Source organism: Candidatus Filomicrobium marinum, assembly GCF_000981545.1.
GTDB classification, from domain to species: Bacteria; Pseudomonadota; Alphaproteobacteria; order Rhizobiales; family Hyphomicrobiaceae; genus Filomicrobium; species Filomicrobium insigne.
In genome coordinates this window covers 2,292,613-2,310,213 of record NZ_LN829119.1, presented here as the reverse complement: position 1 = coordinate 2,310,213, position 17,601 = coordinate 2,292,613, and the positions used below count along the sequence as shown (strand labels likewise).

The following is a 17,601-nucleotide window of genomic DNA, read 5'->3' as shown; positions in this document are numbered from 1 at the left end:
ACTATGCGAACTTGTCGTAACGTATTGATTGCGGCGGTAGCCGCGCCTCTGTAAGCAATAATCTTAGTGCCCCGTCAACCATGGGTGGCGGTCCGGCAACATAGCCCATTGCATTGTCGCCATAACGCCCTTCCATGGCCCGCTTCGCTGCCTCATGGACAAATCCACCATCCAGGCGAACCTGCGGGAATTCAGGATGCGTCGGAGAAGCGGGGGCCTCATCCGACAGCGCCAAGGTTACTTCCAGAGCTCCTTGCGCCTTATCGACGTAATCGGCAAGCTCCTTGACGTAGAAACCATCGGCAAGCGTACGGACCCCGAAGAATATATATCCCTTATGCTTCCGGAAATGCTCCGTTAGTGTTGCCCGCTCGAGAATGGACATAATCCCGGCGATCCCCGACCCACCAGCGATGCCGATGAAGTCCTTCTGGTCTTCCGGACCGAAGGTTGCAGCTCCTAAGGGTCCAAAAATCTTGAGCTCCTTGCCCACCAACTCGTTGGCAAACAGCCATTCGGAGAATCCACCGCCCGGCTTACGCTTCACGACAAACGACAACTCGTTCGTCCCTTCCACGTAATTGACCATTGAATACGCCCGGCCACCGAGAACATCTGGCGTCTCGACCACAGCGAACTGGCCGGCCTTGAAGGTCATGGGACTCGAAAGCGTAAGGTCAAAGTGGATTACATCCGCCGTAAGCTGACGGGCCGCAGCGATACGCGCGACACGCCATTTAGGGGCAGCGCTCAGATCGGTTGCTTGCGTAACGTTCGCCGGCACCCGCAGCACGCAATCGCTGTTGGCGCGCGCCTGGCACATCAAGACGTCGCCCTTGTCGCGCTTGAGCTTCGCAGCGCCGGGCGCTTCCGGCCAAGCCATCTCCACCGAACCATCCATGACACGAGCGCGGCAGCTTCCGCACGTGCCGGTCGCACATTCGTAAGGAAGGCTGAGCCCGGCAGACAGGCCCGAGAAAAGTATGGGTTCAGAGCAGTCACCTGTGTAGGTGAAGACGCCCGATTTTGTTTCCAGTTTTATTTTCATTGGCCATCCAGCACTTGTAAAAGTGGGAAGCGGAAGAAAAGGCTTGAGCACGCACGCAGCGCGCTGTCCCTCAAGCCCCGTTCGCGTTAGGCGTTCGTGAAGAAGGAGTCGTCGTCCATATCGTCTTCGTCGTCGAACTCATAGACGATCTCACCCTCGATGAAGGCATAGACGTCGCCGTTTTCTTCCTTGACGTCATAGGTCTTCAACGGCTTCTCAGTCTCGCTACCGTCCATCTCGAGCGTGCGCAAGTCCCACGCCCACAGGTGTTTGGTGCATGTGAGCACACAATTCGCGACGACACCGGACTCTTCCAGCGGTTCTTCCATGTGAGGGCAAATCGGCGGCATAACCCGGAACCCCTCTCCATAGTTGACGACGAGCACCGAGATGCCCTCAACCCACACCTTGTGACAGGTGTTTTTTGGTACGTCCGAAGCCGCACACACTTTGATCCAGCTCATAAGTTTTCCCTTTCGGACACGAGGCGCCTAACGGGCAGCTTTGTTCGCTGCCCGATACGGACGGTGTCATCCCAGAATAGTAGCTTTTTGCTCTAGGGCGTAGGATCGCGGCCTTAGATTGGCCAGTGCGAACCCTTATCGAGGCGGCGGTTGTCGATTTTGACTTCCCGCTTCACAAACTTGGCCTCACCGTTGTCCAGCTTAAACGTATCGTAGTACTTGCCGGTCAGGAACAGGCGGCTTTCACCGGCCTCGATATGCGAATTGAAGCCATCCAACACGTTCATATAGACGACAAACGAGCTAACCGCGGTCGCCTTATCATCTTCGACATCCACGGTGTAGACGGACGTGTGGCGACGCAACCAGGAATGGTCCGTATTGTGCTTCGGCAGATGGCTTACGAGGGTTTCCATCTCCTTCCGGCTGCCCTGCAGGTAGATCATGTCCTTATTGATTTCAGGGCTGAAGGCCGTGATGGCATAATGAAAGCTCTCGTCGCAAAGACCGAGCCAGTCGTTCCACTTCTCATCATCCAGCGCAACAGTCGCGCGATAGATCGTATCGCGCACTTTCGATGCGGCGTCTGCGCCGTTCTTATTCATTAGTGGTCCTCCCAAGAAGCCAAAGTGCCGACAGTCAATACCCGTATCCCGGGCGCGTAGAAGAGATCCGTCAATACGGGCGTAGATCTCTGCTGACTGTCATCTTTCAAAGTACGCTTGCGGTGATCAATACGGGCGGCCCAATGCCGGGCCGCCCGATGCAGGCGGGCACAAGCCCGCCTGGGATTACTCAGCCGCTGCTACTGCAGCGTCACCAGCAGCCCCGGCGCGCGGCGTGTAAGGCTGCGTCGGGTTCGTTGGCGAACGGTTGATCCAACGGCCCCACTCTTCGTAGTAGTGACGCATGCCGTTCTCGTCGTGGATCGTCTGGTTTTCCTGACGACCATGGAGAATGCGACGGGGCTCAGACTTTGGAGCCATCGTAGCGCCCTGACCAACAACACCAACAAGGTCTTCGTGCAGGTTACGACCGAACGGACCCCAGATGGAGTTGTGGTGGTTGATACGCGTCATGCGCTCTTCCGGCGTATCACGCTTCAAGCCAAGCCCACGGAACTCGATCAAAACCTGATTGGGACCCAAGGGCGTAACAGTGTCACAACGCAGCGCAGAACCGCGCAGGTTGAAGTTGAAGCCCGGGAACAAGTCGATCATGTACCACTGGTTCGGCGGCAGATGCGGGAACGACAGTTCCGCGCGGCTTTCGAACCCTTCGTAGTTCTCGTAGTTCACGGTGAACGTACCAACAACAACGTGACCGTTATCGAAGGCTTCGTTTTTGCGTGCGAAGTACGCATCGTTAAAGCCGGTCACGCGGTTATGGTAGTGCATGAAGTCGTGATAGAACTCGCTGTTGGTGTCATGCCACAGCTTGTAGTTCGTATTCACGATCGCCTTGTGATAGTGGAAAACCTCGAGCGGCTCGGCATCGAGCGTCTCGCGGAGGCATTCGAATGCGGGGCCAGCCCACTCTTCGAGCGACACCTTTGGGCTATCATCCAGGTTGACCCAGACAAAACCACCGAACTTAACTTCGCAACGAAGACGACGGAGACCGACGTTCTCTTTGCAAAGACGATCCTGATAACCTTCCTGCTCACGGGCGACGTATACGCAGTTGCCCTTCATGTCGAACTGCCATGCGTGGAACATGCAGGTCATGCGCTTGGGGTTACCGGACGGCTGCCCCTCGAGGAAGCTACCTGACGGGCGACGCTCAATCATCATGCCACGGTGCGGACAGACGTTCAGAAAGGCGCGAACTTCATTGTCGGCACCACGAACGATAATAATCGGCTCACGCGCGATGCTCGTCGTGCGGAAGTCGTAAGCATTTGGCAGCTCAGACTCGTGACAAACGGGCACCCAAATATGCTTAAAGAGCTTTTCGTTCTCTTCCTCGAAGATCTCCTGGTCCGAGTAGATCCGGCTATCAACCCACTCACCCTGTTGGAGCGGTGGTTCCGCGGTCCACTGACTGTGATTCCTTGCTGGCATCAGTTCCTCCTCAAGCGTCCGGATGTTAATTCCTGTCGCGCGGACGCATGTCGCAGACAAATCCTTCGGAAGGCCGACTATCGGCCGCCTCCGCCGCCGCTCCGTGTTTTCCAGTCTCCAAGTATCAATCACTGCAGACACTTGGCGGATACACGGCCGGTTCATGTCTATCTTAAATAACAAAGAAGAGTGGGAGTCGCCATATCGATGGGATTAAAAGTTCCTATCACATGATCGAACTTGCAAATCAGATATTAGCTGGTTCGCCGAGGGTAATTTGGGTTTGCAAAGCCCCGCAAACCGGGCTCATTCTACGGGCTCGCGCCTCCGCAGGGGCGAGCGACGGAAGGCTAATCATATTCGGCAATATGGATGTTGGCCCAACCTTGATAGGCTTGAGATATGAGGAGATCAAAACGAACAATTTTACAGGTCATGGTTTTACACGGCGCAATTGCACCACGTTGCGGGATTCACTTTGCGAGTTCTGATCAGGAATTGCTTTGCAGTGTCTCAGTGTCGTTAAGCACTCGTGCAGACACTGAAAACACGACCGAATAGAGGCGGTATTTATCGTTTAAAAACAATAAGATGGCCGCCACGTTGAACTCAACCGCATCGTCGGGGATGCATAGAAGGGAGAACTGCACAGAAAGGCAAAAAACAAACCGCCCAAAGCTGGGTGACGGGCAAAGCGCAAACCGCCGTCATCCGAAAAGTTGAATAAAAAAATAAAGAAGCTTTGGCGCTGTCACACAATGTTTCTGGAGGAAACGAATGAAATTGTTTGCGAAAAGCGTTACGTCAGCTGCCCTCGCGTCGGCAGCTATGCTGCTTGCGTCGGCCCCTAGCTCCGCCGATGTTCAGTTTGGCAAGGCCGGAGAACCGGTTAATCTCGTCGTAGGCTATCAGCCGTACTACACGGGTTCTTGGTCCGGTATTGTCGTCAACGGCAAAGAACTCTGGAAGAAATACTTACCTGAAGGCTCTACGGCTGATTTCCAAGTCGGTCTGCAGGGTGCGGTTATCGTGAACGCGATGACCGGTGAAAAGCAGCACATCGGGTATGTCGGCGATATGCCGGCGATCGCTGCCACATTCCGCAACCTTCCCAACCGTGGCGGCACCGATATCCGCATCGTCTCCACGCTGGGTACCTCGAAGCAACAGTGCAACATCTTTCTCGTCCGCAACGACGCCCCGGAATTCAAGTCCGGTACGGATGCGGTCAAGTGGATGGATGGCAAAACCATTTCCGCACCGTTCGGCGCCTGCACCGACCGTTTTGCCCGTCGCGCGTTCGACATTACGGGCATCAAACCAAAGCGGTACCTGAACCAGAGCATCGAGGTAATCACCACCAACTTCACAGCGAAAAAGCTTGATGCCGCCGCCATCTGGGAACCCACAGCCAGCAAGATCGAGCTGAAGGGTATCGCCCGCCGCGTGGCTTCGGGTGAAGATTTCGACATTGTCGACGGCGGCTTCATGGTCATGCTCAATGACCTGATCCAACAACGCCCTGACGTCGTTAAAGGTTGGCTCAATGCCGAGCTTGACGCGCAGCTCTTTCTTGCTGACCTCAACAATGCCGACGCCGTTTCGAAGATGGCAGAGCAGCAAACCGAGCAAATCGACCGTAAAATTTTGTGGGCTGCTCTTTACGGCGGCGCTGAGCCCCAGGTGGGTCAGACCAAGATTCGGCTCGATTTTGTTGCAACGGATCGCGTGAAAAAGCTTCTTGATGATGCGACTGCGTATCTGTACAGCCTGCCTCAAAAGCCCGCAGCCGAAGAGAAAATTCGGCCTGACGCCATGCAGTTCCAATTTGCCGAGGAACTGATGAAAGAGCGGGGGCTGTCGGCGCCTCTCGGTGAGATCAAGACGCGCCCCATGTCGGACTTCAAGCAGTAAGCCGAAGCCGATTGTCGGAGCCTTTGCGGAGGCTCCGACCTAAAGTGGCCGGATTGGGTGAAAAAGACGTCGAAGACGCGCGACACTCAATCCGGCTCACAAACCACCCCTAAGACACAGAAAGAAACCGGGCCGCATTACGCCCCAAAAGCTCGACCTAAACGGCGAGTCCTAAAGCTGGAAAGTGCGCTTCACCATGGCTCAAGCAGCATCAAAATCAAAAAATACGCGGCGCACCGCCCCTCCCAAGGGGTTCGCGCTATTTCTTTACCGGCTGAAGAAATCTTTTTCTACTCCGACGCCGTACCTCACGATCGCCGGTGTCGGCCTGTGGATCTTCGTCTACTGGTTATTGTGCGAGGGACTACGCGTAGACCGCTTTGACAAGATCCCCGGTCCAGTCGCAGTCGCCCGCGACTGGTTCTCGCCCGAGCCCTTCCAGGGTATTTCCATCTTCACGGAAGCCTACTGGAATCACATCTATGTGAGCTGTCGGCGCATCGCGATCGCTTTCGCAATCGCCACCGGCGTAGGTGTTCCTCTGGGGCTCTTCATGGGCTGGTCTAAGAAGATCCGGGATTATATCTTCCCAATTCTTGAGACGCTCCGGCCAATTCCTATCCTTGCTTGGGTTCCATTGGCTATTCTCATGCTCCCAGGCTTTGAGGCACCCGTTATCTTCCTGGCAACGCTGGCTTCGCTCTTCGTTACCACGCTCAACACGATGCTTGGCGTGGAGTCGATCGACGAAGAGTATTTCCGCGCCGCCGGCTGCCTTGGTTCCAGCAACTGGGACATCTTCAAGAACGTCGTCGTTCCCGGAGCTCTGCCATTCATCTTTACGGGCCTTCAGATTTCAATCGGTGTGGCTTGGTTCTCGCTGGTTGCTGCTGAAATGGTCTCCGGTGATCACGGTCTCGGCTATCTCATCGTCGACTCCTACGTGAACAGCGTCACCATTCCGATGGTGATCGGCATGCTCACGCTAGGCCTCATCGGCTGGCTTACCTCCATCCTGGTACGCAGCCTGGGTAACTATCTCATGCAGTGGCACGTGCGCGAGCTCGCGCTTCAAGGTCGCTGATCGAAAACATAAAAGTCGAAAGGCACAGAAATCTCATGAACGTGTCCGCTCCATTTTCCGAAGCTGGAACGCCGCATAAGAAGCCTGAGCAAGCTTTGAAGGGCGCTATCAGCATCCGCAACGTTACCAAGATTTACGATCCCGAGGGCGTCAACGTGATGGCCGTTGACAATGCCTCCATGGAGATTGCAGGCGGTGAAGTCTGCATGATCGTCGGGCCGTCTGGTTGCGGGAAGACAACCCTACTCAACGCGATCGCCGGCTTCCACTCCATTACCTCCGGTGAAATCCGTCTGGATGGCGAACTTCTTTGCGGTCCAGGCAAGCCAAAAGCCAAACAGGGCGCAGATCGCATGGTCGTGTTCCAGCACGGTGCTCTGTTCCCATGGAAAACGCTGGCTGAAAACGTTGCCTACGGTCCTATCGTGCAGGGCGCGCTGTCCAAGTCCCTCGCGATGGAAAAGGCTCGACATATGCTTGCCGACGCTGGTCTCGGCGACGTTGGCAACAAGTATCCGGGCGAAGTGTCATCAGGTATGGCACGGCGTGCCGAAATCGTACGCGCATTGATCAACGATCCCAAAGTTCTGCTGCTCGATGAGCCGTACCGAGCGATGGACGCGCTGACGAAATCTATCATGCACGAGTCACTGCTCGAGACCTATGACCGCACGAAGGTGACGATCTTCTTCATTACCCACGACCTCGAAGAAGCAATTTTCCTTGGCGACAAGGTGCATATCGTCACGACACGTCCGTGCCAATTGAAGAAGACGGTTAACGTCGACATTCCACGGCCACGTTCCTACGCCGTGCAATCCTCCGAGCAATTCCGGGTGCTCATGGAAGAAGTCAACGAAGCCGTCCACGAAGAAGCAATCAAAGCGTTCGAAGCCGGCGAACGCGAGCTTGCGTAACTAAGAGCGGGGAGTCGAAACAAAGTCATGACTGATGTCGCACAATCCAGCTCAGGCGCCTACGCATTGCCGCGTCGCCGCTCGAAGCTGGAGAAACTTATCCAAAATGTTTCTTTCTGGCGCGGTGTCACCGCCGTCATCGTGTTCCTGTGTGTCTGGGAAGTTGGGTCCCGGATGGACGAATGGCTCGGTGAAGCATGGACCGTTCCTTTTGTCGGTCTCATCCCTCCACCAACGGATGTCGCAGTTGCCTGGCTCGAGGTTCTACCGAAGGCTGGTTACTGGAACAGCTGGTATGAAAGCTTCCGGCGCGTTTTGTCGGGCTTCTTGGTGGCTATGGCCCTCGGTATTCCGTTCGGCCTGCTTCTTGCCGTGAACAAGTACTTCCGCGACTTGTTCTTCCCACCCTTTGAGATCCTTCGTCCAATTCCGCCGCTGGCGTGGGTTCCCGCTTCTCTGATCTTCTGGCCCACCAACGAAATGTCGATCGCATTCGTTACGTTCCTTGGTGCGTTCTTTACGATCGTGATCAACGTGCTTGGTGGCGCAAGATCTATCGATGTTCGCTACCTGCGCGCCGCGCAGTCCATGGGCGCATCGCAGTGGCACCTGTTCTCGCGGATCGTCCTGCCCGCTACGCTGCCTTCGATCTTCACCGGTGCTGCAGTCGGCATGGGTATTACGTGGGAAGTCGTTCTTGCGGCCGAGATGATCTCGGGCGGTGGTACGCAGGGTGGCGGCGGCCTCGGGTTCTTCATCTGGAACTCGTACATGGGCGGCTCGCTTACGCAGATCGTCGTCGGCATGATCTCGATCGGTATTGCGGGCTTCCTGTCATCATCCGCGATCCGTGCGCTCGGAGACTGGTTCATGCCCTGGAAACGGATGTTCTGACCTCGTGTCCATAGTTCGTGACCGAGTGTTCAAGAAAAGGTAGCAAAAAATGCAACAAGAGAACTCCAAAGGAGCAGCCGCCGCGTCCAAGGACTATGCCATTGGTAAGTCCAAGGTCGAGTTGCGGAACGTTTCCAAGTCCTACGGTGAAGAGTGGGACGAGCAGACCGTTATCGAGGACATTAGCTTTGAGCTAACGCCGGGCGACCTCACCGTTGTGGTGGGGCCGTCAGGTTGCGGCAAGTCCACGTTGGTCAATCTCATCGCCGGTTTCGAACGGCCAGACAGCGGTGAGATTCTACTGGACGGCAAGCGCGTAACGGGACCTGGCAAAGACCGCATGGTCGTTTTCCAGGAAACGGCTTTGATGCCGTGGCAGACCACGTACGAAAACGTTGTATTTGGTCCCAAGCTGCGCGGAGACATGCGGGGCAAGGAACTTAAAGACGAAGCCGAACGCCTGCTGGCGAAGGTTGGTCTTTATGAGTTCATGCACAAGTATCCCCTTCAGCTTTCGGGCGGCATGCAACGCCGTGCAGAACTTGCACGCGCGCTGATCAACAAGCCAAGCATCCTGATCATGGACGAACCGTTCCGTGGTCTGGACGCCATGTCTCGTGGTCTGATGCAGGAATTCTTCTTGCGGTTGTTTGAAGAAAACCACCGTACGAACTTGTTCGTGACTTCAGAAATCGATGAAGCGATCTTCCTCGCAGACCGTCTGGTTATTCTGTCCAACCGGCCAGCGCAGGTCCGCAAGGTGATCGACATCCGGTTGCCGCGCCCACGTCACTACTCGATGCTCAACTCGCAAGAAGCTTATGACTATAAACGCGAGGCTATGAGCATCCTGCATGACGAGGCGATGCGCAGCTTCTCGTCGACGGGTGTATCTTCGGACTTCACCGAGAACTACACTGCACAGCCGAATGCCTAGTCGGATCGGTAGAAGAAGTTACGGAAGTAGAAACACGTGCTAGAGTTTCTAGCTCTGATAACGCAGCGCCCGGTGGTCATCGCATTGGCGATCACCGGTGCGCTTCTCGTTACGGCCGGCAGCTATATGGCGAAGCCGGACGAACCCACAAAAGCATCACGCTCCTTGACGGTGGTGGGATACGTCCTCACTGTGCTTAGCGTGGTGTTTTTCATAATCGCGGGTTTCATGTCCGATCAGTGATATCTCGCCCGCGATTGCTGCTGATGCAGAGGATACGTACTCCTATATGCAGATCGAGGCCCGGGGACTTTGTAAGAGCTTCGCTGCGCATGATGTTGTCAAGGACGTCAGCTTCAGCGCGGAACCGGGAGCGGTAATTGGCTTTTTGGGCCCTAACGGTGCAGGTAAGTCGACCACCATGCGACTTCTCACCGGATGCTTGGCGGCCGACCGCGGGACCGCAAGCATTGGCGGCTATGACATTGATCGCAATCCGCTCGAAGCACGCGCATGTCTCGGCTATCTTCCCGAAGCCGCCAACGGATTTACCAGCCTCACAATCTTAGAGTTTCTCATTTTCGCTGCTGAAGCTCGCGGTTTTCATGGAAAGCCGTGTCGGGACGCCATCTCCCGAGTCGTGGATATGATCGGGCTTGGGCCCGCGCTCGGACAGACACTCGGCCAGCTCTCCAAAGGATGGCGACAACGCGCCTGGCTGGGGCAAGCGCTCATACACGATCCACCGGTGTTGATCCTCGATGAACCGACAGATGGCCTGGATCCCTTGCAGAAGACGCACCTGCGCAAATTGCTCGCGGAACTCAGCTCACGTAAAACCATCCTGATGTCGACACATATTCTCGAAGAGGCCGAAGAGTTGTGTGATCATTTGATCCTCCTCGCTGAGGGACGCGTCGTTGCCGATACCCGAAAAGCCGACGTGGTCGATGCGTCCGGCCGGCTTGCGCCCGCGTTCTTACGCCTGACGCAACCCGGCGCCGCGCACGCTGTGCCGTGATGCCATGACGAGTGCAAGCTTACCCTCCGAGAGCAGGCCGACCTCGAAGTCCGGACGCTGGATCAGCGATGTCTTCGCGGTGTACCGCAATGAATGGCGGCAGTTCATCTATGCCCCTGTGACAGCGATCTTTCAGGTCGGTTTTCTAATCGCGCTCAACGCCTGTATCTTTCTGATCGCCAACTTCTATGCAACGGACGTTGCGAGCATTGCCCTGCAATGGACGTTCTTGCCGTGGGTTGCGCTCGTCTTCGTCCCCGCGCTCGCCATGCGCGCCTTTACCGATGACCCGGGCGATCGCGCTCTGGAATTGACGCTCAGCATGCCGTTGGCACGCTCGGCTATCATCGTGGGCAAATGGGCAGCAGGCCTCAGTGTGCTGTGCGTCTCGCTTCTCTTCACGTTTCCATTCGTCCTCACGATCGCCTATCTCGGTGATCCGGAATGGGGCGTCGTTGCTGCAGGCTATTTCGGGGCACTCGGCCTTCTGGCGGTCTATTTTGCGGTCGCCCTCTTCGCGGCTGCTCTCGTTCGAGAGCCAGTCAGCGCCTATGTTGTTGGGCTCGGGTTTCTTGTACTGCTATCCCTCTTTGGTTGGGACGTTTTCGGCAGATTGCTGAGTGGCACCTTTGCTGAGCCCTTATCCGCTCTCTTAGTGTTCCTGAGTCCGAAACACTGGCTGGATCGTATGGCGGCCGGGCGGATAGAGCTCGCCGCCGTTCTTTACTTCGTCCTCACAACGGGGCTTGCGTTATTGGCAACGACGCTAGCGATGGCTCGTCGCCGTCTCGCCGGAAAAGCTAAATTTGTTCGGGCGGGCCGTGACACTGCGATTGTCGTACTTCTCGCAGGGGCTGCTGCCGTCGTCATTGCCGTAACATTGCGCCTACCGACTACTCTCGACCTAACGGATGCCCGCGAGTTCACGTTGCACGATGAGACGCGTGTCATAGCCCGCAACACGCCTGAAGGCGTTGCCGTCGACTTCTATTGGAGCGAAGGGCAAGCAAGCGTTCCGGCAAGCATTCGCCTCCACGCGGATCGCGTCGAACGGATTTTGTTCCAGTTGGCGTCCCTGTCCGACGGACACATTACAATCCGAACCCATGACGTAAGTCCCGATAGCGACGCCGAAGAAACGGCGCTCGCGGCCGGGGTGCGGAGGGTGCCCATGTCATCGGGCGACAACTTCTTTTTAGGCGCTGTATTTCACCGTGGAGATCGGCAGGGCGTGATCTCGTATTTCGACGAGCAGCGCAGCGAACTTCTTGAGTATGATGTCGCGTTGGCTATCGACAACCTCTCTCGCGACAGGACACCACGCATCGGCATCATCTCGCCTGCGTTGACCCCGAGCAATGCAACCGAACCGCGGCCGGGCCTGGCATTCCTGGAGGACGTGAAACGCCAATATGATGTGGCGATTATCCCGCATTTCTCAGACACGCTTCCTGAGGATCTCGATGCGTTGATCGTCATGGACGCGACGATACTCAAATCGGACCTGCTCTATCAGATCGACCAGCATGTGATGGCGGGCAAGGGGCTGATCGTGATGATCGACCCACATGCGAGATTTAACAGCGGGAATGCCGCAGTGGTCCCGCAGCCATCAGAAGTGATCAACGACATTTCGGATTTACTTCTGACGTATGGTGCCCGCTTTCTCGGTGAGGGCATCGTTGGCGACTCTCAGCTGGCCTCGCCTGTGGTCGGCAAAGATCAGCAGCAACTGAATTATCCGTTCTGGCTCCGCGTTCCGAGATCGCGCGTTTCATCCGCTCATCCCGTCACTGCGAGCCTCAATGATCTCTTATTCGGGGAAGCCGGCTCATTCGAGCTCACAGGCCGCGACAACGCCGTCGCCTTAATTACGACGACCGAAGATTCCGGGACGCTGCCCAGAGAGGATTTCAAGAATGGCGATCCCGCTAGATTGGAAGCGCAGTTCAAACCCGACGGGAAGCCACGCGTTATCGCGGTGGCTCTAGGTGGCCCGTTCAAGAGCGCGTTCGGCGCCACTGGGGGAGACGGCAAAGACTCCAAGCACCATCGTGCTGAAACCAATGCGGCAAGCGTGTTTGCCATTAGTGATGCAGACTGGCTATACGACCCAATGGCCCTGCAAAACGTTACTGTCGGCGATCGGAACTTGAGCCGTCCTCTGAACGACAACGTTACGTTTCTGCTTAACATGATCGAGCATGCAGCAGGAAATCCTCGGCTGATCGGGATCCGCTCACGGGGCCGTCTTGCTCGGCCGTTCACACGTGTCGCTGAAATGCTGCGCGACGCCAGCGCACGATATCAGGAAGAGGAGCGCAAGCTCATCACGCGCATCGCGCGGGTGGAAGGTGATATTCGCAAAGTTCTCGAACTTGCCAGTGCTTCGCGCACCGAGCAACTACCTGACGAGATTCGCGCGCGTGTAAATCAACTCAGTCAGGCGTTGTTGCCATACCGGCGTGATCTACGACGCATCCGCGCAAGCATGCGTGATGACGTCGAGCGGTTGGGTCAGAAAATTACGGTGCTCAATCTGGCTGCCGGGCCACTACTCGTGGCGCTGTTCGCGGGCTTGATGTGGTCGCGGCGGCGGCGCCCAACCTTATTTTCCGGGAAGACGTGAGCCGGTAAGGCTCAAGTTGCTCTAGACATCAAAGGGCTGCGCTTACCGGCAGGCGCGGCGCAGCCCCCAGGACCCTTTAGCGCTGTCTTCCCCCCGATCAGACAGCGCACATCAGGGCCTTAGCGATAGTGCCTCACGTCCGGACGCGGATCTGGAATGAAGCCGTCCTTATTAGGCATCTCGACCTTGGGCAAGGTCTCCGCATTCATCACTTCATCCTCTTTTATGATGTTGGCGCGGTTGAGGATGTAAGCGGTGACAGAGTAGATCTCTTCGTCCGTGAGCGACCCTGGCTCATTGAATGGCATTGCCCGCTTGACGTAGTCGAACACCGTGGACGCATAGGGCCAGTAGCTTTCGATCGTCTTGACGGGTTTTGCCGTATTCAGCGTGCCTCGACCGCCGATCAATTTATCGCCGCCGGCCTCCTTGATGCCCTCGAGGTTTTCCCCGTGGCAGGCGGCGCACTTTTCGGCGAAGACTTCCTTGCCTTTGGCGACTGTTCCTGAACCCTCCGGCAAGCCGCGACCGTCCGGCATTGCGTCGATATCGATCTTCGCAATTTCCTCTTTTGTCGGCGTCGTGCCGAAGCCCAACTCATCGGCCCTGGCGTCGTTCCCCAATGCACTCACGGCAACGATCGACACGCCCGCAAGAAGTGCCAAGAAGACTTGTGGTGTGCTGCGTTTTTTCAGCATATGAAGTTCTCCCTGACCGCTTTTCCGCACAGGAAATCCCGCACGAAAAGCAGTCCTTTAATCCTTGCAGTTGTCAGACCTGATGTGCCGCGTTCGTTACCGAACCATCGGCGCCGATGGCCCACGCCATGATGCCGTTGAGGTGGTAGACCGAGTTCAGTCCCCGCACAGCGGTGATGTCGGCGATCGTCGGCTGGACGTATCCCGTCTCATCACTGCAACGGCATGCGATGAGCGCCGGCTTGCCGTCCCACACCCACGGGAAGCGGAAGCGCGTATGGCAAATAGGCAGGACTGGACCTTGCAGCGAAGCCAGATTCCATGTTTTGCCGCCGTCCACCGTGACCTCGACATCGCGGATCGCGCCGCGTCCCGACCAAGCAAGTCCAGTGATCTCGTAGAAGCCCGGTCCTGGCAGCTTCATATCGCCGGACGGGAACGTGATTACAGACTTCGCTTCCATCGTCATGGAAAACTGACGCGCTTTGCCGTCAGCGAGAAGGTCCGTGTACTTGGACGTTTCTTCACGTGTCATGAAGGGCTTGTCGCTGATTTCCAAGCGGCGGAGCCACTTAATGTGTGTGTTGCCTTCGTAACCAGGAAGGAGAAGACGGAGCGGATAGCCCTGTTCGGGGCGTAGGGCCTCACCGTTCTGCCCATATGCGATGATGGCGTCAGACCACGCCTTGTCCATTGGGACACTGCGCGTCATGACGGCAGCGTCGGCGCCTTCCGCGAGAATCCACGCGGCCCCATCTTTAATGCCGACCTCACTCAAGATTGTCGACAGAGGTACGCCGGTCCACTCAGATGTACTGGTCAGGCCGTGCGTGCCTTGCACGGTTTTGAGCGTCGGCTGCTTGAATTCGGTGAGGCCGTTACCCGAGCACTCGATGAACATGGTCCGCGAAACCGACGGGAACCGCTTTAGGTCCGCCATGGTGTACTTTTTCGGCTTGTCGCACATGCCATGGACAATGAGGCTGTGGTTAGCCGGATTGATTGTCGGGATACCGCCGTGATGGCGTTCAAAGTGCAGACCCGATGGGGTGATAATCCCCAAGCCGCTGGCCAGCGGTGTCATCGTCCAGGACGATTCCTTTGTCGCAGTGCCAAAGCGCCAGCGTGCCTCTGTTTCAAACTGTGATCGAGTGCCGTATCCTCCGTCGTCGTTGGTCAAACGACCTTGCACTTTCGTGGGATCTTCGGGAACAGGGAACTCAATAGCGCCTGCAGGAGCTTCAGCTCGGGCCAATTGGGGCAACGTGCCGGCCGCTGCAGCCGCGGCGGCAGTCGCCAGGAAAAACGAGCGTCTGGTCGGCTGCGGGTTTGGGAACATCCCCTCTTTACATTCGCAGTCTTCGAGTTCCGCCCTTTGCGCTTCTAGCGCCCGCTTTTCCGCTTCGATCATGCCTTCGATCTGACGGCGCGTTCCATCGTCGACATCCCAATCGGAAATGTCGGGATAGTTGAGTTCTGTTGTCATGCGATTTCCTCCAGAAAACGTTTTTTGTACCGTTCACCCGGATTGACGGTCGGGTCGGGTCTTTTTTTTTGGGCTCGCTATGAATCCGCGTAGCCAAGCCTACAACTTCGAGAGACAAGTTGCGCTTTAGGACCTTTGCGTTCGCGGTTGGCTTCTCTCCTTGCTTTTGACACTGTGCCCGCGGCTAAGCGCCTCAGCTTATTCTGGCAAAATACTGCACACTAATAAATGATCGTTATGTACCAAGAGCCTTTGCCTATCGAATACTCCAAAAAGACGCCCGGCGGTTGAGGCCGGGCGCTCAAGTTTCTCAAACAATCTGCAGAGCGTGATCGAGTGAGGAAAGGCGTTTTTTTAGCCGGCTTTCTTTGCGCCTGACTTGATTTCTTCGAGCTTGCGCTCCCACTTCATTTCGCGAGCGAAGGTCTCGAGCTCTTCCGGTGCCATGTGAATGGTCTCTGCCGGGCCCGGATAATCACGTTCGACAACGTCCTTCATGTAACGCGTGATGACGTCTTCCATGATCGGGATGAGGTCGGTGTAGATGCGCGAGTGCTTCGGAACGTGTTCTTCCCACAGATGGAAGAGGTCCGAAGAAATGATGTGGACGCCGTCAGCGCGGTTGCCGGCACCGAGGCTGATCACGGGGATCGGCAGGGTTTCAGCGAGGTATTCGGCGACTTCGTGCGTCGTCACTTCGCAGAGGAGCGAGAAGCAACCGGCATCGTACATGGCTTTCGCGTCGTCGATGAGTTCCTTAGCGCGCTTTGCGGTTTTACCCTGAGCGATGAAGCCACCAAGCTGAGGCATACGCATCGGCGTGATGCCGATGTGGCCCTGAACCGGGACACCAGCGTTGACGATCGCTTCGATATTCGCAGCGTGGTGACGGTTACCTTCGCACTTCATGACTTCGGCATTCGCCTCGTGAACGAAGCGGCCTGCGTTCTCGATCGCCTGCTCCTTGGAGACGTGGAAGCTCCAGTAGGGCATGTCGACCATGCGAAGACCGTACTTCGAACCACGGTCGATCGCCTGCGACATCATCATAACTTCGTCGAAGCTCACCGAGACCGTGCTCTGGTGACCGAACAGGATCATGCCGCCGGTGTCTGAAACGCACAGGATGTCCATCCCGAGACGGTCAGCCACAACTGCCGTGCGGTAGTCGTAGGCGGCGAGCTGGGTAATTGGCTCACCCCTCTTCTTTTTTGCCATCAGCGTATTGATGGTCACTTTTTTGCGTGCTGGCTTATCCGCCATGGCGTCTCTCCGTTCGGAATTCTTCAATGGTTTTTTTTCGAGCGAGGTAGCTTGCCGTGGACGGTCTGCCGGCAAAGAACTCCTCTGCCCCTAAAGGGCGTCTTCTGGCCCCCAATAGTCAAATCCGCAGAACCTATCATGGGTTTGCCAAAACCTATGAGCGTGGCCGCAACTGATGATTTTCAACGCCATGGCGCTCGTGGACGAAGTTTTTGGGGGTCATAATAGGGCCGCTCTATCCGCCGAATTTCGTGAAATACGCCATTCTCGTCTCGCAAAGAGGCCCCCTCGTCGGTCGTGCACGCATATCCCAACCCGAGAATCGCACCCACTAAAGGACTCCAGCATGCCGAGGTCACAGTGATTTCTCCTGGGCGTTGGGGTCTCCTCACTTCGGCGTGTGGTTGCCAGAGAACAGGTCTTGTGTCGGCCTCGGCCGTAAAGGCCACCAATGATATGGGAACGTTTTCCCGCACCTCAGCCTCACCTGAGAATGTGGCAAGTCCCAATTCGTGAGCTTTTACGGGCAGGCTTAGTTCGTTGGCGAATAAGATGAATCCGGCCTCTATGCGCAAAATATCAGCGGCTGCAAAGCCGGCAGGGGGCACACGCTTCGTCAGTGCGTTCCATAACTCTGTGGCGCTCTGCTTCGGCGCAATGATCTCGAAGCCAGCTTCCCCGGTATAGCCCAGGCGCCCGACGAGGCATGGCACCCCTATGACGTGGATCTCAGTACAGCCAAAGTAGGGAAGCTCGGCGAGCGCCGCTCTATCAGCAAACTCGCTGAGTACGTCCAGGCTATTGGGCCCCTGAAGGGCGTAGATAACGCACGCGTCGCTGAGATCCGTGGCTGCTGGGGCCAATGCGAGCAGATTGGCGATATCCTGATGCCGACCGCTCATCACCTCGAATGTGTCGGTCCCGACGCGCCATATGGTGAGATCGACTGCAACGTGTCCCGACGATGTCTGGCGCAGGCAGTAACGCAACCGACCGACGGACAAATCGGATAAATTGCGCTGCGTCAGTGTCTGTACTGCAGCGAGCGCATACGGTCCGGCGACTCGGACTCGGGACATGAACGAGAAGTCAAAAACTGCCGCGCTCTTTCGGCATACGGCAGCTTCCCCAATAATGTCACCATAGTCTCGGGCCAAATCTGTGAGACTGAAACTCATCTCAC

Annotated in this window: 16 protein-coding genes; 8 read left to right on the top strand and 8 right to left on the bottom strand. The window is 56.5% G+C overall.

Features of this window, described 5'->3' with window-relative positions:
- Window position 1: 1 nt before the first annotated feature.
- The 4 genes from YBN1229_RS10855 to YBN1229_RS10840 all read right to left on the bottom strand — a co-directional run bounded on the left by YBN1229_RS10855 (window position 2) and on the right by YBN1229_RS10840 (window position 3,575).
- Window positions 2–1,048, bottom strand: coding sequence for a 2Fe-2S iron-sulfur cluster-binding protein (locus YBN1229_RS10855; RefSeq protein ID WP_046480703.1), 1,047 nt, complete (start codon window positions 1,046–1,048; stop codon window positions 2–4).
- A gap of 86 nt (window positions 1,049–1,134) precedes the next feature.
- On the bottom strand, window positions 1,135–1,512 hold the full coding sequence (locus YBN1229_RS10850) for a Rieske 2Fe-2S domain-containing protein (RefSeq protein WP_046479265.1): 378 nt from the start codon (window positions 1,510–1,512) through the stop codon (window positions 1,135–1,137).
- A gap of 113 nt (window positions 1,513–1,625) precedes the next feature.
- A complete protein-coding gene (locus YBN1229_RS10845; protein ID WP_046479266.1) occupies window positions 1,626–2,117 on the bottom strand; it encodes an aromatic-ring-hydroxylating dioxygenase subunit beta in 492 nt (163 codons plus the stop codon).
- A gap of 186 nt (window positions 2,118–2,303) precedes the next feature.
- A complete protein-coding gene (locus YBN1229_RS10840) occupies window positions 2,304–3,575 on the bottom strand; it encodes an aromatic ring-hydroxylating oxygenase subunit alpha (RefSeq protein WP_046479267.1) in 1,272 nt (423 codons plus the stop codon).
- A gap of 777 nt (window positions 3,576–4,352) precedes the next feature.
- On the opposite strand from YBN1229_RS10840, the gene YBN1229_RS10835 reads away from it, so the two are divergent.
- The 8 genes from YBN1229_RS10835 to YBN1229_RS10800 all read left to right on the top strand — a co-directional run bounded on the left by YBN1229_RS10835 (window position 4,353) and on the right by YBN1229_RS10800 (window position 12,971).
- The gene (locus YBN1229_RS10835) at window positions 4,353–5,489 is read left to right on the top strand and encodes a nitrate ABC transporter substrate-binding protein (protein WP_046479268.1); all 1,137 of its coding nucleotides are present in this window, start codon (window positions 4,353–4,355) and stop codon (window positions 5,487–5,489) included.
- 196 nt (window positions 5,490–5,685) lie between these two features.
- The gene (locus YBN1229_RS10830) at window positions 5,686–6,573 is read left to right on the top strand and encodes an ABC transporter permease (protein ID WP_046479269.1); all 888 of its coding nucleotides are present in this window, start codon (window positions 5,686–5,688) and stop codon (window positions 6,571–6,573) included.
- Between the two features lie 35 nt (window positions 6,574–6,608).
- Complete coding sequence (locus YBN1229_RS10825; protein ID WP_090228642.1) at window positions 6,609–7,490, top strand: ABC transporter ATP-binding protein; 882 nt, start codon at window positions 6,609–6,611, stop codon at window positions 7,488–7,490.
- A 27-nt stretch (window positions 7,491–7,517) separates the two neighbouring features.
- Window positions 7,518–8,384 (top strand): ABC transporter permease, encoded by an 867-nt coding sequence (locus YBN1229_RS10820; RefSeq protein WP_046479270.1) that lies wholly within the window; start codon window positions 7,518–7,520, stop codon window positions 8,382–8,384.
- Between the two features lie 49 nt (window positions 8,385–8,433).
- Window positions 8,434–9,321: an ABC transporter ATP-binding protein gene (locus tag YBN1229_RS10815; protein WP_046479271.1), complete on the top strand. Its 888-nt coding sequence runs from the start codon at window positions 8,434–8,436 to the stop codon at window positions 9,319–9,321.
- A gap of 36 nt (window positions 9,322–9,357) precedes the next feature.
- Window positions 9,358–9,564: a hypothetical protein gene (locus YBN1229_RS10810; protein ID WP_046479272.1), complete on the top strand. Its 207-nt coding sequence runs from the start codon at window positions 9,358–9,360 to the stop codon at window positions 9,562–9,564.
- Between the two features lie 46 nt (window positions 9,565–9,610).
- Window positions 9,611–10,342 carry an ABC transporter ATP-binding protein gene (locus tag YBN1229_RS10805; protein WP_052743866.1) on the top strand — a complete coding sequence of 244 codons (732 nt, stop codon included), beginning with the start codon at window positions 9,611–9,613 and terminating at the stop codon, window positions 10,340–10,342.
- A gap of 4 nt (window positions 10,343–10,346) precedes the next feature.
- Window positions 10,347–12,971, top strand: coding sequence for a Gldg family protein (locus YBN1229_RS10800; protein ID WP_046479273.1), 2,625 nt, complete (start codon window positions 10,347–10,349; stop codon window positions 12,969–12,971).
- Window positions 12,972–13,090: 119 nt separating this feature from the next.
- Here YBN1229_RS10800 and YBN1229_RS10795 read toward each other — a convergent pair whose 3' ends face one another.
- The 4 genes from YBN1229_RS10795 to YBN1229_RS10780 form a co-directional block, all read right to left on the bottom strand.
- On the bottom strand, window positions 13,091–13,669 hold the full coding sequence (locus tag YBN1229_RS10795) for a c-type cytochrome (protein WP_046479274.1): 579 nt from the start codon (window positions 13,667–13,669) through the stop codon (window positions 13,091–13,093).
- A 73-nt stretch (window positions 13,670–13,742) separates the two neighbouring features.
- On the bottom strand, window positions 13,743–15,008 hold the full coding sequence (gene soxC / locus YBN1229_RS10790) for a sulfite dehydrogenase (RefSeq protein ID WP_046480706.1): 1,266 nt from the start codon (window positions 15,006–15,008) through the stop codon (window positions 13,743–13,745).
- A 501-nt stretch (window positions 15,009–15,509) separates the two neighbouring features.
- Window positions 15,510–16,418: a 3-methyl-2-oxobutanoate hydroxymethyltransferase gene (panB, locus tag YBN1229_RS10785; protein WP_052743865.1), complete on the bottom strand. Its 909-nt coding sequence runs from the start codon at window positions 16,416–16,418 to the stop codon at window positions 15,510–15,512.
- 182 nt (window positions 16,419–16,600) lie between these two features.
- A complete protein-coding gene (locus YBN1229_RS10780) occupies window positions 16,601–17,596 on the bottom strand; it encodes an aminomethyltransferase family protein (protein ID WP_046479275.1) in 996 nt (331 codons plus the stop codon).
- Between the last annotated feature and the right edge of the window lie 5 nt (window positions 17,597–17,601).